This is a genomic window from Asaia sp. Ae19-3 (assembly GCF_059801175.1).
This window is the reverse complement of sequence record NZ_JBCHWF010000001.1, coordinates 2,294,300-2,315,860: the sequence shown is the minus strand read 5'-3', so window position 1 is coordinate 2,315,860 and position 21,561 is coordinate 2,294,300. Positions and strand designations below refer to the sequence as shown.

Genomic DNA, 21,561 nt, shown 5'->3' with positions numbered 1-21,561 from the left:
ATGAACGAATTTACCAGACTGATCTCTGTCAAGAGGGACTCGCTGGGCAGAGGATCTGTATTCAGGTTTCCGGCAAAGTACCCTTACGAGAGTACGGTAGATTTTATGATTTACGAATGCGAAGACAGTAAGAGTGGATACGGTCTCATGGTCATGACAGGCTACAAGGCTGGCTGTGTAGCGCAATTACTTCCTAGTGAGTGTCTATACTCTGATTGTACGATTAGCGTGGATTGGATTATCAAAAATTGGAATCACTGGATTTACATGGATTGTCCAGTAAGCCAGGTTTTGTTCCTTGACGGGTATAGCGCAGAGGCTCCAACGCTGTCAGGCCTGACAAAAGAAGCCATTGCAAAACTATGGAGGTGGGTTTTCAGGTGCGGGATTGGCGCGGCTTGTATCAAAAATATATGTCAATACCCGCTTGATCATGAAAAGGGCGTCCTTCGCTCCGTCAAACGTCTGGCGCTCAGCCTCATCACTTTTCCCGGCTATCTGTTTAATCGGCTATTTCACCGCGCAGGTCAGTCCGGAGGTAGCAAGAACAGTAAATATGAGCTGCTGGAAAGCTGTGTGATCGAGACACACGATGGGCGGCCGCTACGGCGCATTCGAGCAATATCTGACATCACTGCGATTGGCGTCAAGGCTGGTGATCTGGGAGGATATATAGAGGGTGAGCACAATCTGGAGGTTTCTGGCGAGAGCTGGATATCAGGGCAGGCTCAGGTTTTCGGGAATGCCAGCGTTTCAGACAACGCACAGGTTTTCGGTCAGGCGCGAGTATATGATGACGCTCGTATCTACAATCATGCGCAGGTGTTCGGTAACGCTCGGGTTTCGGGTGATGCGGCGGTTTCCGGTTGTGGTCGGGTATATGGCAACGCTCGGGTTTGTGGCAGCGCGGAGATTTTAAGCAGCGCGCAGGTCGCAGGCGATGCGTTTATCCACGGAGAGGCGATGATCTTCGGCAAAGCGTTTATATTCGGTGATGCAGTGATCCGAGGAAATGCAACTGTCTCCGGCGATGCGCGAATTTGCGGGGACGCCAAGATTTTCGGCGATGCGGAGATTTCGGTGGATGCGAGGATCGAGAAGGGATGTCACATCGGATGGTTCAGCATCGTGGGGCCAAACAACGATACCATAACGTGGTATCGGTCCTCCAAAGGTATAAACATAAAAAAATCGGATTTCGATGGAACATTGGAAGAGTTCTATTTGGGTATTGATGGTAAAGATAACTCACGTGAGTATAAATATCTTATAGAATTCGTAAAAACGAGATCTAATTCGTTTTAAATAAACAATCTTTATTTATATAGTATAATTGCGATTATGCAGTAAATATTTTCACCATCGAACGGTATTCCGGTTTTTATGCAGTGATGAGGCTGGAGAGCGGTTCTACCGGGGCATCGGGAAAGACTTTTCTGAGGGCGCTGCGGGGCATCTTCAAATGGGTGCAGAGCACCCCGGCGATGAGGCTGCGCAGATCGGTTGTGGGGGCCAGATCACGGTTTTCGAAAAGCTGGCCGGGGCGTAATCCCGGCCAGGTGCCCGCTATACGACCACCTTTGACCGCGCCTCCTGCCAGAAAGGCGACGGCTCCCGTGCCATGATCGGTCCCTCCTGTGCCGTTCATGCGCGCCGTACGACCGAATTCCGTCATGGCTACAACCACGCTCTGTGACCAGGCCGGACCGAGGCTGGTTTTCAGGGCGTCGATCCCTTCATCCAGTCGTGTCAGCGGGGCTTTCAGAGCGCCGATCTGACCGGCATGGCTGTCCCACCCGCCGAGTTCGAGAGCCGCAACACGCGGGCCATCTGCCCGCGCCAGCATGAGCCCCGCCGCCGAGGCCAGGCGGGTGAAAGCATCGATTTTCCGGTCCGAGCCAGAGAACGGCGTCGGGGCGATATCGTCGGAGTAGCCGCGCGCTTGCAGGCCCTTGCGTAATCCGGGGCCGATCTGGGGATCATGAGCATTGAGCTGGGCAATGGCGTGATAAAGATCAGCCGTCGGGTGCTGGCTCCCCGCCGGGGCATAGCTGCCGATAGAGGCAGGACCGCGCAAAAGCAGGGGCACGTCGAGGCCAAGGGCAAGGGCAAAGCCGTCAGGACGCGTCTCTCTGCTTGAGATGCTCTGACCTGGGAGGGCGGAAACGGCCCGGTTGAGCCAGCCACTATCGAGGCGGTGACTGGCGCCGCTTTCGAGATAATCCTGCGCGTCGAAATGGGAGCGTGTGCGATAGGGCGCTGCCACCGCATGGACCGGCAGCATCTGGCCCTGCACATAGAGTTGGTGCAGTCCTGCAAGGGCCGGGTGCAGCCCGAAAAATCCGCCCAGATCCAGAAGCCCGCCGTCACGCCCCGGCTCGGGCAGGAGCAGGTCGCGGCGCAGCGCCACCAGTCCGGAATCGCCATAAGGGGTGACGGCGGCCATGCCATCCAGCGCGCCACGAAGAAGGATGACGACCAGACGCGGGTCCTGCGCGCCCGAAGACGGCGCAGCGAGAGCGAGGGAGGCCCGGCCAAGTGACCAGCTTGCAGTGAGCCCGAGCAGGGCAGAACGACGGGAGAGTCTCATGACCTAGCGCCTCTGGAATTCGGGGGAGGAAAACAAAAGGGTCAGGGCATCCTGACGACTGCCTGCACGGTGCAAGGCCAGTTGGGTTTCCGGGCGCAGCGAACCACCGAGTGCGGCATGGGCAATTGCCATAGGATCGCGATCACGCAGCGTGGCGGCATAGCGATAGGCCCAATCCGTTCGGGCCAGCAGATCGGCCGGGGCCGACCATTCTGCCGCAGCGTCGCTCCAGCCATTAGGCATGGGGGCGGTCCAGAGGGGCTGGCCCAGAGCTGCGCAGCCGCTAACCAGAATGCGGGTGGGGTTGTGAGGCGCGTCGGGTAGCATAGCCTCGGGCGTTGCTCCCGAAGCGCGCAGAACCGCCACGACAAACTCCATGGGAGAACGCAGCTTGCCCATGGTTGCACCGGGTGCGGCAGCGCCGGGAAGGTCGATCAGAGCCAGAGAGGCGGCGCGCAGACTGCCCTGTGTTTGGTGCAGCGCGTCGAACACAGGGGCGACCTGAGTGGCTGAGGGCGTGTCTGTCAGGAAATGCCTGACCATTTGCGTCGCGATATGGCGGTAAGTAACCGGATGGGTGCCCAGAAAATCCAGTGCTGCGAGACCGCCTTCCTCTCCTTGCGGGAAGCGTTGACCAAGGAGCATTTTTTCGCCGGGCTGATGTGCGCGCGGAGCAAAATGGAACCCAGGGCGCTCGGCCTTCATATCGACGCCCCATCCGGTCAGGATCGCAGCGAAAGACGTGACATCGCTCTGGCTGTAGCCCGCAGCGGGCGAGACTGTGTGCAGTTCGAGACATTCGCGGGCCAGATTTTCATTCAGACCGCGATGCTGGCGCAGCCCTGCCGGGCTATCTGGCCCGACCGAGCCGGTATTATCCAGATAGAGCAGCATGGCCGGGTGGCGCATGACCGCCATGAGCAGATCGACAAAGCGCCCTGTCACGTGAGGCCTGATGGCCTCGCGCATATAGGCACCCACTACGCCCTTCACGCGGACCTGTTTCTGGCTGACCGTGAAATGATTGAACCAGAACCAAGCCAGTCGGTCTCGAAAGGGCTGCTCTGTGGAGAGAAGCGCCGCGCTCTGGGTTGCAAGTTCGGCCTGGAGAATGGGTTTGACCAGAGGGTTGCCGCGCAGTTTGTTCTCGCGCTGCGTGCGCAGGGCAATCAGCCCATGGGCGCAATCACCTACTCCGGTGAAGCGGGTCAGATCGTCAGGGCCGAGCTGCGCCGCCAGCCAGTCCCGCCATGGCGTTGTGCGTGTTTCGCCGGGGCGTGCGCCCCAGCCGAAGCGGTTTTCGACCTGAATGCCTTGCATGAGGCCTCCGTGAGGGCGTCTTCACGTAAGAATTGATTATGTCAAACCATGTTGGGATTTATGGCGTGTTTTATGGCGAAAAGACAGCGATGATGTGACGCTGCGATGCAGCCGGATGTTTGCCTGTTACGCCCTGTCTGGGGCCGCCCTGTTTTCAAAAGCCGTCCGAGCCGCTATGGCTCAGCACGGCACCCGGAAACGATGATGGAGGAATGACATGACGACCGTAGCAAGACGTGGCGTCTGTCTCGTTATTTCCGCGCCTTCGGGGGCGGGTAAATCCACCATTGCCAACGCCCTGCGCGCCGGGGATTCCAGCCTCGCGCATTCCGTCTCGGTCACGACCCGTGCCCCGCGCCCCGGTGAGAAGGAGGGGGTGCATTATTACTTCCGCTCGCTGGAAGAATTCCGGGCCATGGCAGAAAACGGCGAGTTGCTTGAATGGGCCGAAGTCTTCGGGCGCGGCTACGGCACGCCGCGCGCGCCGGTCGAGGCAGCGCTGGCCAGCGGGCGCGACATGGTGTTCGATATCGACTGGCAGGGTCATCGCCTGTTGCGCGATGCGCTGCCCGATGATGTCGTGAGCCTGTTTGTTCTGCCGCCTTCGATGAAGGAGCTGGATCGTCGCCTGCGTTCACGGGCCTCTGACGATGCGGCTGAAATCGACAAGCGCATGGGAGCGGCTCTGGCCGAGATCTCGCATTGGAGCGAGTTCGACCATGTGATCATCAATGAGGAACTCGATCGCGCGGTACGTGAGGCGCAGGCGATCCTCGTTGCAGCCCGGCTGCGCACCAGACGCCAGCATGGTCTGGCTGCGCTGATGAGGGAATACGAGGCGCATTGACGCCTCTGCCCCGGTTGAAGAATACGCCTCTGCTCGGGGAAAAACCGGTCGACCGAGACCGGTAATCAAAAGATGATCTGACAACACACCCAATATTGCAAATAATTCATGTTCGGGGCTGTGCCTGTATCCGTAACGCGGGTGAGGGCGCGCTTCGCCTGAGTGCAGTGCAAGGAGCATGATATCGAGATGACTGGCACCGATCAGGAGACCGTCTTGCGCCCCTTAGACCAGCCGGCAGCCCCGCCCCGACCGGGGCTGATCAAGGCAGTCGGGCAGGTTGCGAGCGGCAACATGCTCGAAATGTACGATTTCATGGTCTTTGGCTATTACGCTGGCGATATCGGCAGGGCGTTCTTCCCTTCGGGGAATGCACAGGCCGAACTGATGCTGTCTTTCGCGACATTCGGCGCCGGATTTCTGATGCGTCCGCTGGGGGCGCTCGTTCTTGGAGCTTATGTCGACCGGCTTGGGCGTCGTCGCGGTCTGATTCTAACCCTTACTCTCATGGCGATCGGCACGATCACCCTGGCGCTGACGCCGGGCTATAATCGTATCGGTATCTTCGCACCGCTTATCGTCTTGTGCGGGCGGTTGATTCAGGGGTTTTCTGCCGGGGTCGAGGTCGGGTCGAGTTCCGTCTATCTCTCAGAGATCGCGACCGAGAAAAATCGCGGCTTTGTGGTTTCCTTCCAGTCCGCGTCCATCCAGCTGGCTGTGGTGGTTGCGGCGGCTGTTGGGTTTGGCCTGACATCCTGGCTCGGATCGCAGACGATGTCGGACTGGGGCTGGCGTCTGCCACTGCTTTTCGGGTGCCTTATCGTGCCCGTTCTGCTCTTCCTGCGCCGCAATCTGCAGGAAACAGCGGCTTTTGAAGCCGAGACGACCCATCCCGACCTGCGCGAGATTTTCACCACGCTGCGTGATCACTGGCGTCTCGGTGGCATCGCCGTTCTGACCGCCCTGATGAGCACCGTCTCGTTTTATGTTCTGACAGCCTATACCCCGGCCTACGGTACGCGGATTCTTCATCTGGGCCGGCTCGACAGTCTTTTCGTCACGCTTTGCGTGGGGCTGGTCAACTGTCTTCTCGTGCCCGCCTTCGGCGCCTTGTCCGATCGCATCGGTCGCCGGGCGCTGCTCAAGGGCGCCACCATTCTGGCGATCTGTTCGGCCTATCCGCTCATGCACTGGCTGGTCGCAGCGCCCGATATGGGGCGCCTGATGGGGGCCGAGATCGGGCTGGCGGTGCTTTACAGCGCGTATAACGGGGCAGCCATTGCGTGGCTGACCGAAATCGTACCGCCGCGCATACGCACCACCGGGTTCTCTTTTGCTTATAGTCTGGCCACCTGTATCGGCGGCTTCAGCCCGACGATCTGCACCTGGCTGATCGAGACTACCAGCAACCGCGCCATGCCCGCTTTGTGGCTCTCTCTCGCCGCTCTCTGCGGCCTGCTGGCGGCGTTTATCGCACGGCCCTATCGTGAAACGGAAACCTCATCGCAAGGCTGATGGCATGAAAGGTTAACGTGTCGTTTCCTGATGGAGGCAGGTCGTATGCCTGCCTCGGGAAACACCGCCAAATGGCGTTTTCAGTGAAGTTCCGTGACGAATGCGCAACAGATTGACGCATGGTGGGAGATGTGGCTGAGTCACGTCTTATTTACGCACGTCGTGTGACGATCGCCCCTCACGCTCTCCGGTGTGGGAGCGCGGTATAGCGGCGTGTCAGCCAGTCTATTTGATGGTAGCCGGATCGGAGAATTTCAGATGGTGCCCCCCTCGTCGCAGCCGCGCACGTCTCTTTCGACGAAAATCATCCTGATCTGCGGCCTGTCTTTTGTGCTGATCCAGCTTGTTGCTGTCACGCTTTCCGGCTGGCTGATGAAGCAGCAGGTCGAGAAAAACGTCTATGCCGAGGCAATTTCCAAAAGCCAGATCCTTGGTGAAAAGATCATTCTTGCCCTGACGGAGCAGAATACCGTCGTGCGCAATATCCAGAGCACGATCGAGACGGCGCACAAGACCGGCATTCTGAACAAGCAGTTCATCGTTGATCTGCTCGTCGAGGACATGAAACGCTTTCCTGCCATCTATGCGATGGATTTCAAGGAAATCCCTGGTGGTTTCGATGGCACGCAGGTGCCCGGTGGACCAGGCACGAACAGCCATGGCATTTTTTTCCCGTCCGTGCTGCGAGGCCCCGATAACAGGGTAACGGTCTCGACACCGCCCGAACATTACAGCGCGGTCTACTGGAATATCGTCAAGACGGGCGAACTGGACGGTCTGGAACCTTATATCGATCACGACACCCATGTGCCGATGGTTTCTCCGACCTATCCGATTACCTTCGATGGCAAGCGCATCGGTGTGGTTGGGGCTGATATTCCGCTTGGCTGGCTCGCCCCGCTTCTGCGCAGTGTGCAGATTGCCGATGGTTCGAGCATCGGGCTTCTTTCGGCTCAGGGGGCATGGATCGTCACGCCGGATCCGGCGCAGGCGATGAAGCATTTCAGCGATAATGCCAGCAACGACCTCACCCGCGCCCTGGCGACCCGAAAGATCACCATTCTGCCGGCTCATGGCACGGGCATCGATCGCATTCTCGTCCCGCTGAAAATGGGTAATTTCAACATCTACTGGACACTGGTTGTCGAAATCCCGAGAGCCGCCATCACGACACCCATCTGGCACACCATTTACATGCTGGTCGTGCCCGGTGTGGCGCTGATCGCCCTGTCACTTGTTATCATGGTGCTTGTATTCCGTCGTCTGCTCAATGCCCCCCTGCGCGGTTTGCAGAATTCCGTCTCGGCCCTTGAAGAGGGACAATATGAGGTCGTCGTCTACGGTACGCGCCGCCATGATGAAATCGGCTCTGTTGCGCGCGGGCTCGACAGCTTCCGTGACGCGCTGCTCAAGGCACGCAAGCTGGACGAGGCTGTTGCCGCTGATCGCATCAGACATGAAGAAGATCAGGAGCGTCGCCATAAGGAAGACGAGCAGCGTCTGGACGATGTGAAGCAGGTGATCGAGACGATTGGCAGCGGGCTTACGGCGCTCTCCAATGGCGATCTCTCGGCGAAGATCGATAAGCGCCTTCCCCGCGAATTCGACCTGCTGCGTGAGGATTTCAACCGCTCGGTCGAGCGTCTGGCGGGAACGATTTCGGGCATCTCCCTTGCGGCAGACACGATCAGCGAGGGTAGCCGCAGCCTCGCTACAGGCGCAGAGGATCTGGCCAAGCGGACGGAGCAGCAGGCCGCTGCCATCGAGCAGACAACCGCGGCCATTAGCCAGATCACGCACAAGGCAGCGCATTCCGAAACCGTGCTGACTTCTGCCCAGGCTACGGGTGAGCAGGCCTGCCAGTCTGCAGGCTCTTCGTCTGAAATCATGCGCCGTACGCGCGAGGCCATGAAACAGATTGAAGACAGCTCGTCTCAGGTGGCGGCCATCGTGCAGGTGATCGAGAACATCGCTTTCCAGACCAATGTTCTCGCCCTCAATGCGAGCATCGAGGCGGCACGGGCCGGTGATTCCGGCAAGGGCTTTGCGGTTGTTGCCAACGAGGTGCGGACACTTGCCCAGCGTTGCACCGAGGCTGCAGGAAGCATCAGCGAGCTTGTTGGCAAGACGGTTGAGGAGATCCGTGCGGGGGCCGTGTGCGTGCGGGATACGGAGCAGGCGCTGGAGACCATCACCACGCTCGTGACGGCAATGGGCGAGAAACTCGACACCATCGTCCATAATGCTTTCGAACAGGCGGCCAGCCTCAAGGAGGTCGGCACGGCGATTGCGGTGATGGATCAGAGCACGCAGAAAAGCGCCTCGATTGCCGATGAAACGCGTTCCTCCTCGATCATTCTCTCGGATGAGGTCGGGTCGATGGGTGAACTGGTTGCGCGCTTCTCTCTGCCGCGCGAAACAGCCCGCTCTGTGGAAATGGCGTATTGAAAAAGTGCCTGCCCCGGATCTGAGAGGACCAGATCTGACAGGACCGGGAACAAGAAAGGGGGCGCCGCAAAGGCGCCCCCTTTCTGTTTTCAGTGACTGCTTGTGTTGCGCGCCTGTCGGGCAGGATTATTCGCGCTCGACCTGCAGCTTCTTGATGTTTGCGATGGCCTTGGCCGGGTTCAGACCCTTGGGGCAGGTCTGGGTGCAGTTCATGATGGTGCGGCAGCCATAGAGCTTCATGGAGTCATCCAGCGCCTCCAGACGCTCGCCTGTATGGTCGTCGCGGCTATCCATGATCCAGCGATTGGCGGCCAGAAGCGTCGCAGGGCCGAGATAGCGGTCGCCATTCCACCAGTAGGACGGGCAGGACGTGCTGCAGCAGAAGCACAGGATGCATTCCCACATGCCGTCCAGCTTCTCGCGCTCTTCGATGCTCTGCAGGCGCTCGGTATCGGGTGGCGGCGGGGTGTCGCTCTTCAGCCAGGGCTGGATGGATTCGAGCTGGGCGTAGGCGCCGTTCAGATTGGGCACCAGATCCTTTACCACCGGCATATGCGGCAGCGGGTTGATCTTGACCGTGCCCTTGATCGAGCTGATGGGCTTGAGGCAGGCCAGCGTGTTTTCGCCATCGATATTCATGGCGCATGACCCGCAGATTCCCTCGCGGCAGGAGCGGCGAAAGGTCAGGGACGCGTCGATATGGTCCTTGATATACAGCAGCGCGTCGAGAACCATCGGCCCGACCTTGTCGAGATCCAGCTCGTAGCTGTCGAGGCTCGGGTTGGAATCGTCATCGGGCGACCAGCGATAGACCTGAAACGTCGCCTTGTGTTTGGCATCGGCAGGAGCCGGATAAAACTTGCCGGGGCGGGTCGTGCTGTTTTTGGGCAGGCGGAGTTCAACCATGGTGAGGCTCCTCAGTAAACACGTTTCTTGGGCGGAAAGACCTCGACGTCGTTTGTCAGGGTCTGCATCCGCACCGGCCGGTAGAGCAGGCTCACCGCTCCGTCCTTGTCGAGATAAGAGACGGTATGCTTCATCCAGTGCTCGTCATCGCGCTCGGGATAATCGTCATGCGCGTGGGCGCCGCGCGTCTCATGACGGGCATGCGCGCTTTCGATGGTCACGGTCGCATTGGCCAGAAGATTGGCAAATTCGAGCGCTTCCATCAGATCGCTGTTCCAGATGAGCGAGCGATCCGCCAGACCCATATGCTGCGCGTCTTTCCAGAGGTCCCGTATCTTCGCGCACCCTTCGGCGAGCGATTTGGTGTTGCGGAACACGGCGGCATGGCTCTGCATGATGCGCTGCAGGCGCTCGCGCAGCTCGGCAACGGTAAATTTGCCCGAAGCCTCACGTGTCTTGTCGAACGCCTCAAGGATGGCGTCCCCTGCGTTCTTCGGCAAAGGCGGCACGGGTGTCGTCGGATCGATGATTTCCGCAGCCCGCTTGCCAGCGGCGCGACCGAAGACGATCAGATCGAGCAGGGAATTGGTGCCCAGACGATTGGCGCCATGCACCGAGACGCAGGCAGCTTCGCCAACGGCCATGAGACCAGGCACAACTGCCTCAGGGTTTTCAGCGGTCGGGCGCAGAACCTCGCCATGCAGATTGGTCGGTACGCCGCCCATGTTGTAATGCACGGTCGGCAGCACCGGTGCCGGTTCCTTGGTCACATCCACACCGGCGAAGATGCGCGCGGTTTCGGAAATGCCTGGCAGACGCTGATGCAGCAATTCCGGGCCGAGATGCTCCAGATGCAGCATGATATGGTCCTTTTTCGGACCACAGCCACGCCCTTCATTGATCTCGATCGTCATGGCGCGCGAGACCACATCGCGTGACGCGAGATCCTTCGCCGTCGGGGCGTAGCGCTCCATGAAGCGCTCACCCTCGGAATTGGTCAGATAGCCGCCTTCACCGCGACAGCCTTCCGTCAGCAGACAGCCTGCGGGGAAAATGCCGGTGGGATGGAATTGCACGAATTCCATGTCCTGGGTCGGTACGCCAGCGCGCATGGCCAGACCGCCACCATCACCCGTGCAGGAATGGGCAGAGGTGCAGCTCTGGAAGGCGCGACCATAGCCGCCTGTTGCCAGAACAACCATCTTGGCGTTGAAGCGATGAATCGATCCGTCATCGAGGCACCAGGCCACAATACCGCGACAGGTGCCGTTCTCGTCCATGATCAGGTCGAGTACGTAATACTCGACGAAGAAATCGACGCGATGCTTCAGGCATTGCTGATAGAGCGTATGCAGAATGGCATGACCCGTGCGATCGGCTGCCGCGCAGGCGCGGGCGACAGGGGCCTTGCCATATTCGCTCATATGGCCGCCGAAGGGACGCTGATAGATCTTGCCATCTTCGGTGCGCGAGAAGGGCACCCCGAAATGCTCCAGCTCCATGACGGCGCTCTCCGCCTCACGGCACATGAACTCGATGGCATCCTGATCGCCCAGCCAGTCCGACCCCTTGACGGTGTCGTACATATGCCAGCGCCAGTTATCTTCGGACATGTTGCCCAAAGAGGCACCGATGCCCCCCTGTGCTGCCACTGTATGGCTGCGCGTCGGGAAAACCTTGGTGACGCAGGCCGTACGCAGGCCTCCGGCGCCCATACCCAACGTGGCGCGCAGACCCGAGCCCCCGGCACCGACGACCACGACATCATAGGCGTGATCGACGATACGGTATTTCTTGGCGGATTCCGCGCTCATGACTGGCCCTCCTTCGGGCGGGAAATCAGAATACGGGCGAGCGAGGCACAGCCCAGCGCCACGAAAAGAAGCGTGCTGAGGCGAATGACCAGACGCAGGCCGAAGCGCCGCCAGCCACGTGAATAATCAGAGGCCACGACCTCAAGCCCGAGCTGGGCATGACGTGCGGTCAGGGCAATAAGCAGGCCCAGAGGGGCGGCATTCTGCACCCGCCCGGCCCAGGCAAGAATGGACTCGCGGTCACGCCCGGCCAGACGCAGAACCTGCGCAACACCCCAGATCGTGAGCGGACCGAGAAGGGCGGCGGAGACACGCTCGGCTGTCCAGTGTTCGGCACCATCGGCCAACCCGCCCAGCCCCTTGGCGCGGGCGAGCGGGGTGCGCATGTCGGAAAGGCGGTTCATGCGCGTGTTCCCTTGCTGCGGAGACGTGCCAGCGTGACGAAGGCAGCGGTCAGGGTGACGCAAAGCCCGGCGGTCACAAAGACCGAGCGACGGCCATCCTCGTCAATTTCCTTCTTTTCGAAGCGGGCGCCGCTATCCCAGATCAGATGGCGGATACTGGCCACGAAATGATAGGTGGTGGCCACGCCCCAGCCGAGAAACACGAGGCGCCCCAGCGGGTGGGTTGCAACGCGCTGTGCGCGGGAAAAGGCACGCGGTCCCTGGGCCAGGGCTGCCAGCCAGGCAACGGCCAGACCCGCACCGAGCGACGAGGCGACGCCTGCCATGCGATTGCCGATCGAGAGCGCCATGGAGAGGCGAAAACGATAGACATCCAGATGGGGCGACATGGGACGCCGTATGGCCCGTCCCTGCGTGTCGGTGCCGTGATAGAACGCTTCGCGTCCGTCGGAAGCCATGGCGATACCTCGGAATTCTGTCTTCGGGCTATGCGATACCTTACCCACATAGTCGCATTCCCATGGTTCGTCATGTGCATATTGATGTGAGAATTGGCACTGAATTTGTCTTGTATTTCATGCAATTCCGAGGCTTTCGCATCTGTATCGTCTCACCAAGGCGTGACGCTGTTTCAGGGGCGCGTTACGCTTTCCCGCGTGATAGGACTGATTGAAGAGCCCGGTAGAACCCGGACAAGCGACAGCAGAGAGAGCCCGATGTCAGAACTGAATCCTGCCGCCATCAGCCGTCCTTCAGGCAGTGTGTCGAAGGCCTATCGACGTCTGATCGAGCAGGGACAGATCGAAGCTGACGCCGTGCAGGCGCGCGCTGCCACGGCTCTGGATCAACTGGCGCAGGCACTCCAGGCGCGCCACGGCGTAAAGGACAGCTTTTTCTCGCGCCTGGCAAAGCGTCGCCCGGCTCCCATCAAGGGGCTTTACCTTGTTGGCGAAGTCGGTCGTGGCAAGACGATGCTGATGGATCTTTTCTGTCGCGAGGTTGCGGTCGCCAAAAAGCGGCGTATTCATTTTCATGTCTTCATGCAGGAAGTCCTTCGTGCGCTGCACAAGGGGCAAAGCCGTGGCGAGCGTCGCGAAGACCCGGTGCGCGAACTCGCGCAGAAAGTGCATGGGCAGAATGACCTGCTGTGTTTTGACGAATTCCAGATCAACGACATGTCAGATGCCGTGCTCGTGCTGCGCCTGCTGGATATGGTGATGGAGCTTGGAACCGTTGTCGTGGCCACATCGAACACGGCGCCAGTGGATCTGATGAAACATCAGGCACAGAACCGCGCCACGATGCGGCCTTATCTCGAGGCATTTTCGGCACATATGACCGTTCTCACGCTTGAATCGGCACGCGATTACCGGCGGGGTCGCGACATCGACGCACAGAGATGGCTGGTGCCGGATACGGAAGAGAGTCGGGCCCATCTTCGGCAGAGATTCGAGACCATGACTGGGGGCGAGGCCGCACCGGGTGCGGTCGAGATAGGGTCACGTCGCATTGCTGTGCCCTCCTGCCATGGAGACAAGGCCTGGTTCACTTTCGATACGTTGTGCGGCCAGCCTCTCGGGCCTGCCGATTATCTGGCTGTTGTTGGTCGGTTCAGAACCGTGTTCATTGAGGGTATTCCGGCACTGGTGCCCGATCAGTATGACAAGGCCCGACGCTTCATCACCTTGATTGACGTCATGTATGAAAGTCATACGGTTCTTTTTACCACCGCCGCAGCTGAGCCCGAAGCTCTGTATCAGACGGGTGAAAACGCCAAGGCATTTGAACGCACAGCATCACGTCTCGATGAAATGCGTTCGAGCGGATGGGCCGTTTGAGCGCGGGCCAGCCCTTCAGGGGGCAAGTGCCTTTGTCAGTTCCTGTATCTCGCAGCTTCCGTCTTCCATCCGGCAGGCGGGAACAGCCGGATAACTCGTGAGGAGTGAGGCATGGTCGGGATTGCGCCGCACCGCCTCTGGTATTTGCGAGAGAAAAAGCACCCGGACAACGCTGCGACCGCTCTGGCTTCGGTAAAGGGCAAAGCCGAGTGCAGCCCCGACGGGAATCTCGTTTTGGGCATAGCCAGGCGCCCTGACATTGATGTCGAGTATGCCGAGCAAAGGGGCGATGGTGTCGTCATGCCCCATATAGATTTTGAGCCTGGGTCTGTCGGGCGTCGTCAGATCCCTGATAATCGCCTCGCGTAGCGGGCGGGAGGTCAGAGAGGCTAGCGGTCTCGGTCGCACCAGAGCGTCGAGCATGGCCGCATGCAGGCCGGAGAGTGTCTCAATCATCGCTGCGTCGACCGGTTTGCCGGCGTGATCGGGCAATGTTTTCCCATCGAGAAAACCGAGTTCCAGCGCCTCGGCATAGGACGAGCCTTCGTTGATCGAACCTGACAGAATGAAACCGCCCCTGCCGTGACTGAGGCGGATATGATTCGGCTCATGAAGGAACGGGCAAAGACGCTGCGTGCAGTTCATGATAGTGCCAAGCAGGGTGAGTGCGTTGCCCTGTGAAGCAAAAGCCTCGTTCGGATCGGGCATGGCCGCCATAAGGCGCGTCATGTCGGTCGCGCCATCCCAGAGTATCTGCTGTGAAAAAAGCGGGTCGGCGATGGCTATCGGGAGATGATCGACCGTGACAGCACAAGCTGGCGCTATCCCTCGTGCAAAGGCATCGGCACTTGCGATGGTTCGTGGCTCGGTATTGGCATGAATGACGATCTGCCCCGATGCAGGGCAAGTCGCAGCGGAAAACAGGCCGTTCAGATTCAGCCATTCCCTCAGAGAGTGCGCTGCCGCAGACAAGGCTCTCGCGCCGCGGGGTGTCAGGTCTCCCGCGCGCCCATCCCAGACAGGCCATGAGGCGGGTAATGTTGCCAGTGAAGGGTGCTGTCCGTTCAGGGCAGATCGTATGCCATGGCGCATGACAAGCACCAGACGGCTTAGTACGAGATGATTTGCCCCATTGGGTTCGAGCCTGTCATCGCGGCAGAAACGCGGTTGCGTGACCGGATTGCAGCGCGCTGCCCCCCCTGCAGGAAACCCGACATGATAACCGCTCCAGCGTGCCGGCTCGCTATCGGGATAATCTGTGCTGACCAGTTGAGCCCCGCTTGCCATCAGCGCGTCACGTCGACCTGCGGCGCCTGTGCGCCCTTCGATCGTATTGGCATCGGCCCGAACCCGGACAAGCCAGTGACGTGAGACGAGGGCAGGAATGGCGTCTGCTGGCCCGTCATTCAGCTCTGTGAAAGCGGCATCCGGTGCGTCACTCTGCTGAGGCGCCACGTTGGGGAACGCTATGCGGCCTCGCAGTCCGGGATGGCCTTTTTCGTAGATCGGGCCGTCAGCGCGCTGGTCGAGCAGGAACACGACCTTGCCCCGGCTTTTTTCGAGGTCAGGCCAGCCGCGGGTCGAAACGGCGTGGGCAAGCGTCTCGTCGGGTCTATGCAGATCGTCTGGCGTCAGCAGGCTGGCAGCCGGAAAAATCGAGCGGATATCGGTATCAAGGATGTCGAATGTTTTACGCGAGAAAGGTTCTACCGGGGTCGTGCCCGGTATGTCGTTGTGCTGTTCAGTCTCGAGAATGACGAATATGGGAACATGGCCGGGATGGGCACGTGACCATTGGCTTATCTCAGCGAGGCAAGCGGTAAAGGGCTGGCAGGTGGCGTGCTGGTCCAGATCAGGGATATGCATGACCTTGATGCCGGGCTGTCTCATCACCGCCTCTTCCCGGAGGGAAAGAGGCCAGCGCTCATCGGCATGACCGGGACGATGCGGCGTGGCGAAGCGCCCACCCTGTGTGTCAGCGTAAAGGTCGAGCTCGATCTGGCGTATGCCGTGATCCAGCTGGTTGGTCAGACTTGCATGACGGTAATCGAGAAGCGATGCCAGTTGAGGTGCGTCTTCGGCGATCAGGGCCAGGCGCGCGGGAGCAATGCCTGCATGATAGGAGTTATGCGACCCGATGACCTGTATCTGGTCGAGGCGGATGCTGGCGTGACTTTCCGATAAGCCATCCTTGCTCCTGCCCGGGTCTGGCGAGAAGGAGCCGGGCGCTGCAAGTCCCGCTGAAAGCGAAAGGAGGCTGACGCCCAGAGTGAGGATTGTCAGCGCCCGGGGCATGCGTGGGAAAAGAGGCATTTTTCAGAACTCGCCGTTGAGCCCGGCGAGATACATGCGTCCTGTACGGACATAGGCACCATTAGACCCGCCATCATAGGCGAGATAGGATTTCCCCTTGCCATAGGTTTCCCAGAAGGCGGGGGTATTCAGCAGGTTTTGCATGGCAAGCGTGCCGGTGATGCCCCAGCCGAATTTGTATTTCATGCTCAGATCGAGGCGCTGCGTAGGCTGCAGGTAGAAATCGGGAGATTTTGCATTAACGCTTAGAAGCTGGGTACCGATATAATTGTAGTTCAGATCGAAATGTATCGGACCACGGCTGTAATAGAAGCCGAGATTATACATCATCTCGGGCGCGCGCGGCAGGGCGGTGTCGGCATGGCCCGCAATACTGCTTGTCGCATTGGAGTACTGGAGCGTCACATTGCCGTTCACCCCAAAACCGCTCATCCAGCCAGGCAGGAAGTAGAGATTCTGCTGGGTAGCCAGCTCGATGCCTTCAAGCGTTGCGCCCTTGCCATTGGTTGGCATCGAATAGAGCGTCCCGCCATCTGTGAAAGAACTGGTAGGCACATTGCCGCCAAGCGTGGCGCTGTTGCTGGTGTTCGAAACAGAAGTGAAAATGAATTTCTGGATCTGCTTGTAATAGACGGAGGCGGAAATGACGCCTGCATGCCGGTTATAGAGCTCGCCCGAAAAATCGAACATGGTTGCGGTCGTCGGGCGCAGATTGGGGTTGGGTTGCGAGATGGACAGGATCTGGTTGGTAACGGGATCTGTCGAGAGTGTGGTGGCGCCATTGATCAGTCCGAAAGCCGGACGTGTAAGCCCTCGTCGGACCGAGAAGCGCAGAACGCTCAACTCACTTGGGCGCCAGTTGACGTTCAGATAGGGCAGAGGTGAACCGTAGTTCTGATGGATCCTGACAAAACGGCCATTGATGTTATCGCCAGCTGACTGCCAGTGAGTCCCGCCGAAATCGGTGTATTCGTAACGGAAACCAGGATGAATATCGACCGGACCCGCCTGAAGATTCAGGGCAACAAACCCGGCATAAATCTTTTCCGAGCCGGTGCTCGTATTCGCGTTCCAGTCGTTCCTGGTATAATTGCCGGCACCATTCGGATCGTTCTGATATTTATAAGGTAGCGTTGTATTGCGCACCCAGTCGCGATCGAGGATGCGAAAATCGCCGAGCTTGCCGCCAAACGCATCAACCTGATAGCCCGGGATATTGCCGATACTGGGCCCTGCGGCGTTAGTGGATGGCCAGTTCTGGCCCCCGAAGAACGGACCGTTATAAATAAAATTATTATTGTTATGAAAAAGAGGATGGGACCATGACAGGCGCTCGGTATCGCTGATCTTGAAGCCGAAAATGATCGATTTCAGGATATCATTTCTGAAGCGATAGGCTGCGTCGGCATGGATGCCGAACATGTCTGCCGTGCTCTGTGAATCTCCACCCTGCGTTTTCCAGAAGCGGCTCGTATTCTGGTTACGCAATTGGCTCATGGCCGAAGCGGGGCCGCTTGCGACAGGCAGGGTTGTGTTGGCGGTGTCGAGATAGAAGGGGCCGGCTATGCTGCCGCTGCCATACATACTGGCTTCGACCGTGTTAGGGGTGGCCTGCACGCCATAGCTGTTGAAGATATCGTAATTGACGGTCCAGCGGTCGAGATGGCTTATGCCGCCGATTTTCTGGGTAGTGAGAAGCTGAGCCGAGTCATTTGTGATGAAATATCCAGCGCGCTGGCCAAGCTGCGAGCGATAGATACCATCTGCCCCATAGCCTGAATTGCTTCCGCGGAAGCTGACCTGATTGTCATCCATTTGCACATTGTACTGACCCCATGTGCCAAGGGCATAAAACTCGTGACGATCGCCCTTGTAGTTGAGGGAGAGCGAACCACCATAGCGTTTGATTGAGCTGGTGAAGAGATCATATTTGAGCTGTGTGGTGGTCAATTGCGACGCCTGATCGGGTGTTTTGACGCCCGCCTCGGACGCAAAACTGGGCACATAGCTTCTGTTTGGCGCTGCGGCATCAGCGAGAACGTTTTTCGACGAGTAGTAGCCGGTTGCATAGACACCAAAGCGTCCATCACGCCCAAAGCGGCGGGCAAACTCGATTTGTGCGGTACCTCCAAGCGCGGGTGTTCCCGTCTGGGCGGCATTGTCGTTCAATTGCCCCTGGAGGATGATTTTCCAATAATTCCCGGAGAAGTCGAAAGCTGTCGGGGTACGAATATCGATGGCCCCGCCTATCGAATCGCCATCTGTTTCGGCAGTCGTGCTTTTGGAGACCTTGATGGATGTGATGCCATAAGGTGCCAGCATGTCGAACGATATGGCGCGGGTCGAAGGGTCGGCCGGTGCGATGCGCTCGCCGTTGAGCGTATAGGCATTATAGCTGGAATCGAGGCCACGAATGGTCATGTACTGGGCCTCACCCGTCGCAGCCTGGCCGTTGCTCATATTGCTATAGGCTGAAACGCCCGGCAGACGGGTGAGGATATCCGACAGATTGGTTTCCGGAGCGCGGTCGATCTGCTCGCGGGAAAGAACCGAGGCCACGCCCGTGCTACGGCGTTGCTCGTCCAGCGCCGCAGCGACTGTGCCGCTGCGTAGGGCTGTCACTTTTATATGCTCATGCACGGAGTCTTTTTCGAGCGGTTTTGTCGGGCCAGTCGGGGTTGAAGCAGGCATCGAAGCGAGCCCGGAAGCAGGGCTGACGGGTTGGCTTGCACTCTTTCGCCCCTCTTTTTTCTTGTGATGCAAATTCTGAGCGTTTACGGGGGCCACCGTGCCCAATGCGACAAGAGTGGCCAGGCAACCGGTCAATACAGGCTTACAGGACGTCATTGGGCGCAACCTCACGAGCGCGCACGAGCACTCCCCGCCATCTGGATTGCGTAATACCTTATTATATAAGTGAGGTATTCCGAGATCCGGAAAGGACGATGCGTCGTGGGCGAACTATTGATTTTTTACTTGATTCATAAAACCGTAAAATGACGAACAATGTTTGTGTATTGCTGCCACTTGTTTCGAATCGATATTTAAAATGAATCAGCCAGGCAGAGTGTGAAGGCTTTATTAAATGTCGAATGACATCACAATGTAACGATCGGTTGCGATCGAGATTCACTCTGTCTGCGGGGAGCTCTTTTTGTCGAGGGCGATGGGTGCCGGCAGTGTCCGGCTCTTCTCCCTGTTTGCGCCTGTATCAGACACGAGAATGAGAGAAGGAGAAACGCCCATAGTGGGCGACGTGAGAAAGCGTTTGTTGTGGCCGCAGAGATGACCCTGTCCGGTCGTGTTGCTGCAAGAGCAATACGACCGGACAGTGGAAAGGATTTTTACTTCGCTGCGGGCAGAAGGCCGCGATGGGCCAGCATCGGGCCGATTTCGGGGTCCTTGCCATAGAAGGCCTTGAACATCGGGCCGTAATCCATGGTGTGACCCTTCGACAGGATCATGTCACGGAAGCGCTGGCCGTTTTCACGGGTCAGACCACCATGCGACTGGAACCAGGAGAACACGTCCTGATCGAGCATTTCGGTCCAGAGATAGGCGTAATAGCCAGCCGAGTAGCCATTGCCCCAGATATGCAGGAAATAGCTTGAGCGATAACGCGGCGGCACATTGGCGACGTCGAGACCGGTCTCCTTGAGTGCCTTGGCTTCGAACTGATCGACATCCTGACGCGGTGCATCGGCAGACAGGCCGTGCCACGACATGTCGAGCTGGGCCGCTGCCACGATTTCACCCAGTGCATAGCCCTGATTGAAATGCGCGGCCTTCTTGATCTTCTCGACCAGTTCGGCAGGCATCGGGGCGCCGGTCTTGTAGTGACGGGCGTAATGGGCGAACACTTTAGGGTCCATTGCCCAGTTTTCGTTGAACTGCGACGGGAATTCCACGAAATCGCGTGCCACTGCCGTGCCCGAAAGCGACGGATAGGTCTGGCTGGCAAACAGGCCGTGCAGTGCGTGACCGAATTCATGGAACATGGTCGTCACGTCATCAGACGTGATGAGCTGCGGCTGGCCCGGAGCCGCCTTGGTGAAATTCGCCACGTTATAGATGACAGGGCGCGTCTTCAGCAGGTCGCTCTGACCCACGAAATTCGACATCCAGGCGCCGCCCGATTTGTTGTCGCGCTTGAAATAGTCGAAATACATCAGACCCAGCGGCGAGCCGTCCTTGTCCTTCACCTCGAAGACCATGACGTCGGGATTATAGACCGGGATATCCTTGCGCGGCTCGAAGGTGATTCCATAAAGCTGGTTGGCTGCATAGAACACGCCGTCGGTCAGCACGGTGTGCAGCTCGAAATAGGGCTTTACGTCATTCTGGTTGAGGTCGAATTTCTGCTTGCGCACGCGCTCGGCATAGAAATTCCAGTCCCAGGGCTTGAGCGCGAAATTCTGATGGTCGTCGCCGATAGCCTTCTGCAGCTCCTCCGCCTCACGATGCTGCTCTGCAGCGGTCGCCGGAACGAGCTGGTGGATGAAGCTGTTCACAGCCGCCGGGGTCTTGGCCATCTGATCGTACAGCGTATAGGCGGCATAGCTCGAATAGCCGAAGAGCGCGGCTTTCTCAGCGCGCAGCTGGGCAATTTCTGCAATTGTCTGGCGCGTATCGTTGGCATCGCCTTTTTCAGCGCGTGTCCAGCTCTGATTGAACAGGGCTTCACGCGTGCTGCGATCGCTCAGCGAAGCCAGATCGGGCTGCTGGGTCGTGTTCTGAAGCGGCAGAACATATTTCCCGCTCAGCTTGCGGCCTTCGGCGGCTTTCTGTGCGGAGGCAATGGCGCCGTCATCAAGCCCGGCAAGAGCCTCTTTCCTTTCGACCACAAGGGCGCCAGCCTTGGCGCTGGCGATCAGCTTCTGGTTATAGGCCGTTTCCAGTTTCGAAAGCTGGGTGTTGATGGCTCGCAGCTTCTGCTGGTTAGGGTGAGACAGTTCGGCGCCCGAATGGACGAATTGCTGATACGTCACCTCAAGCAGCATCGCCTGCTCGGGGTTCAGGTTCAGCTTGGCGCGGTTGTCGTAAAGCGTCTTTACGCGGTGGAAAAGCTTCGGGTTGAGATAGATCTCGTCCGAATGCTGGCTGAGCTTGGGCGCTTCCTTGCTGTCGATGGCGTCCATGGCGTCATCCTTGTCAGCCGAATAGACACCGTAGAACACGTTCTGCACGCGGCCCAGCAACTGACCCGAACGCTCCATGGCAACGATCGTGTTGTCAAAATTCGGCGCCGCCTTGTTGTTGGCGATCGCCTGCATTTCCTTCAGCTGGTCTGCCATGCCCTTTTCGAAGGCCGGCACGTAATCGCTGTCCTTGATCTTGTCGAAGGGGGGCGCCTGATAGGGCAGGGGGCTTGCCTGAAAGAGCGGGTTGGCAGGGGCTGCCAGCGCGGTGGAGGAAAGCAGGGGAAGGGCAACAGCCGCCAGAGCGGCGGCGTGTCTGAAAACGGGCATGAAAAAGGATCCTACGATCGTAACATGATATGTTACCGTAGGAAGGAAAGAGGGGAGCGTCAAACCCCGATGGTCGTTTCACCTCCGCTTCGATTGGC

14 protein-coding genes are annotated in these 21,561 nt (G+C 58.8%); 5 read left to right on the top strand and 9 right to left on the bottom strand.

The annotated features are described in order from the left end of the window. Complete coding sequence (gene imm45 / locus AAID99_RS10045) at positions 1 to 1,305, top strand: Imm45 family immunity protein (protein WP_498493759.1); 1,305 nt, start codon at positions 1 to 3, stop codon at positions 1,303 to 1,305. Between the two features lie 76 nt (positions 1,306 to 1,381). On the opposite strand, the gene AAID99_RS10040 is transcribed toward imm45, so the two are convergent. Then, positions 1,382 to 2,590: a DUF1501 domain-containing protein gene (locus AAID99_RS10040; protein WP_188425654.1), complete on the bottom strand. Its 1,209-nt coding sequence runs from the start codon at positions 2,588 to 2,590 to the stop codon at positions 1,382 to 1,384. 3 nt (positions 2,591 to 2,593) lie between these two features. Then, entirely contained in the window at positions 2,594 to 3,910 is a 1,317-nt protein-coding gene (locus tag AAID99_RS10035; protein ID WP_498493757.1) for a DUF1800 domain-containing protein, read from the bottom strand. Positions 3,911 to 4,127: 217 nt separating this feature from the next. Between AAID99_RS10035 and gmk the strand changes: the two genes are divergently transcribed. The 3 genes from gmk to AAID99_RS10020 all read left to right on the top strand — a co-directional run bounded on the left by gmk (position 4,128) and on the right by AAID99_RS10020 (position 8,720). Further along, positions 4,128 to 4,757 (top strand): guanylate kinase, encoded by a 630-nt coding sequence (gmk, locus tag AAID99_RS10030; protein WP_188425656.1) that lies wholly within the window; start codon positions 4,128 to 4,130, stop codon positions 4,755 to 4,757. A gap of 189 nt (positions 4,758 to 4,946) precedes the next feature. Further along, entirely contained in the window at positions 4,947 to 6,272 is a 1,326-nt protein-coding gene (gene tcuC, locus AAID99_RS10025; protein ID WP_188425657.1) for a tricarballylate/proton symporter TcuC, read from the top strand. 258 nt (positions 6,273 to 6,530) lie between these two features. Then, positions 6,531 to 8,720 (top strand): methyl-accepting chemotaxis protein, encoded by a 2,190-nt coding sequence (locus AAID99_RS10020; protein ID WP_188425658.1) that lies wholly within the window; start codon positions 6,531 to 6,533, stop codon positions 8,718 to 8,720. 126 nt (positions 8,721 to 8,846) lie between these two features. Here AAID99_RS10020 and AAID99_RS10015 read toward each other — a convergent pair whose 3' ends face one another. The 4 genes from AAID99_RS10015 to sdhC are packed head-to-tail and all read right to left on the bottom strand — an operon-like array spanning position 8,847 to position 12,302. Further along, on the bottom strand, positions 8,847 to 9,626 hold the full coding sequence (locus AAID99_RS10015) for a succinate dehydrogenase iron-sulfur subunit (protein WP_188425659.1): 780 nt from the start codon (positions 9,624 to 9,626) through the stop codon (positions 8,847 to 8,849). A gap of 11 nt (positions 9,627 to 9,637) precedes the next feature. Beyond that, the gene (sdhA, locus tag AAID99_RS10010) at positions 9,638 to 11,440 is read right to left on the bottom strand and encodes a succinate dehydrogenase flavoprotein subunit (RefSeq protein WP_498493756.1); all 1,803 of its coding nucleotides are present in this window, start codon (positions 11,438 to 11,440) and stop codon (positions 9,638 to 9,640) included. After that, the gene (sdhD, locus tag AAID99_RS10005) at positions 11,437 to 11,844 is read right to left on the bottom strand and encodes a succinate dehydrogenase, hydrophobic membrane anchor protein (protein ID WP_332349415.1); all 408 of its coding nucleotides are present in this window, start codon (positions 11,842 to 11,844) and stop codon (positions 11,437 to 11,439) included. Before sdhD ends, sdhA begins: the two co-directional genes overlap by 4 nt. After that, positions 11,841 to 12,302 (bottom strand): succinate dehydrogenase, cytochrome b556 subunit, encoded by a 462-nt coding sequence (sdhC, locus tag AAID99_RS10000; protein WP_229719602.1) that lies wholly within the window; start codon positions 12,300 to 12,302, stop codon positions 11,841 to 11,843. The genes sdhD and sdhC overlap by 4 nt, the downstream gene beginning before the upstream one ends. Positions 12,303 to 12,560: 258 nt before the next feature. On the opposite strand from sdhC, the gene zapE reads away from it, so the two are divergent. Then, positions 12,561 to 13,682 (top strand): cell division protein ZapE, encoded by a 1,122-nt coding sequence (gene zapE, locus AAID99_RS09995; protein ID WP_498493755.1) that lies wholly within the window; start codon positions 12,561 to 12,563, stop codon positions 13,680 to 13,682. Between the two features lie 15 nt (positions 13,683 to 13,697). Here the strand turns inward: zapE and AAID99_RS09990 are convergent, their stop codons facing one another. From AAID99_RS09990 to AAID99_RS09980, 3 genes are all read right to left on the bottom strand, one after another. Continuing rightward, positions 13,698 to 15,995 carry a Ca2+-dependent phosphoinositide-specific phospholipase C gene (locus tag AAID99_RS09990; RefSeq protein WP_498493754.1) on the bottom strand — a complete coding sequence of 766 codons (2,298 nt, stop codon included), beginning with the start codon at positions 15,993 to 15,995 and terminating at the stop codon, positions 13,698 to 13,700. Positions 15,996 to 15,998: 3 nt separating this feature from the next. Then, positions 15,999 to 18,686, bottom strand: coding sequence for a TonB-dependent receptor (locus tag AAID99_RS09985; protein ID WP_498493753.1), 2,688 nt, complete (start codon positions 18,684 to 18,686; stop codon positions 15,999 to 16,001). Positions 18,687 to 19,339: 653 nt separating this feature from the next. Then, positions 19,340 to 21,463 (bottom strand): M3 family metallopeptidase, encoded by a 2,124-nt coding sequence (locus AAID99_RS09980; protein ID WP_498493752.1) that lies wholly within the window; start codon positions 21,461 to 21,463, stop codon positions 19,340 to 19,342. Positions 21,464 to 21,561: the final 98 nt, after the last annotated feature.

Excerpts from the sequence above, each read along its gene's own strand:
- AAID99_RS09985 (WP_498493753.1), bottom strand. The coding sequence starts at position 18,686 with ATGCCTGCTTCAACCCCGACTGGCCCGACAAAACCGCTCGAAAAAGAC.
- imm45 (WP_498493759.1), top strand. The coding sequence starts at position 1 with ATGAACGAATTTACCAGACTGATCTCTGTCAAGAGGGACTCGCTGGGC.
- AAID99_RS09990 (WP_498493754.1), bottom strand. The coding sequence starts at position 15,995 with ATGCCTCTTTTCCCACGCATGCCCCGGGCGCTGACAATCCTCACTCTG.
- tcuC (WP_188425657.1), top strand. The coding sequence starts at position 4,947 with ATGACTGGCACCGATCAGGAGACCGTCTTGCGCCCCTTAGACCAGCCG.
- sdhA (WP_498493756.1), bottom strand. The coding sequence starts at position 11,440 with ATGAGCGCGGAATCCGCCAAGAAATACCGTATCGTCGATCACGCCTAT.
- AAID99_RS09980 (WP_498493752.1), bottom strand. The coding sequence starts at position 21,463 with ATGCCCGTTTTCAGACACGCCGCCGCTCTGGCGGCTGTTGCCCTTCCC.
- AAID99_RS10040 (WP_188425654.1), bottom strand. The coding sequence starts at position 2,590 with ATGAGACTCTCCCGTCGTTCTGCCCTGCTCGGGCTCACTGCAAGCTGG.
- sdhC (WP_229719602.1), bottom strand. The coding sequence starts at position 12,302 with ATGGCTTCCGACGGACGCGAAGCGTTCTATCACGGCACCGACACGCAG.
- AAID99_RS10020 (WP_188425658.1), top strand. The coding sequence starts at position 6,531 with ATGGTGCCCCCCTCGTCGCAGCCGCGCACGTCTCTTTCGACGAAAATC.
- AAID99_RS10035 (WP_498493757.1), bottom strand. The coding sequence starts at position 3,910 with ATGCAAGGCATTCAGGTCGAAAACCGCTTCGGCTGGGGCGCACGCCCC.
- zapE (WP_498493755.1), top strand. The coding sequence starts at position 12,561 with ATGTCAGAACTGAATCCTGCCGCCATCAGCCGTCCTTCAGGCAGTGTG.
- sdhD (WP_332349415.1), bottom strand. The coding sequence starts at position 11,844 with ATGAACCGCCTTTCCGACATGCGCACCCCGCTCGCCCGCGCCAAGGGG.
- AAID99_RS10015 (WP_188425659.1), bottom strand. The coding sequence starts at position 9,626 with ATGGTTGAACTCCGCCTGCCCAAAAACAGCACGACCCGCCCCGGCAAG.
- gmk (WP_188425656.1), top strand. The coding sequence starts at position 4,128 with ATGACGACCGTAGCAAGACGTGGCGTCTGTCTCGTTATTTCCGCGCCT.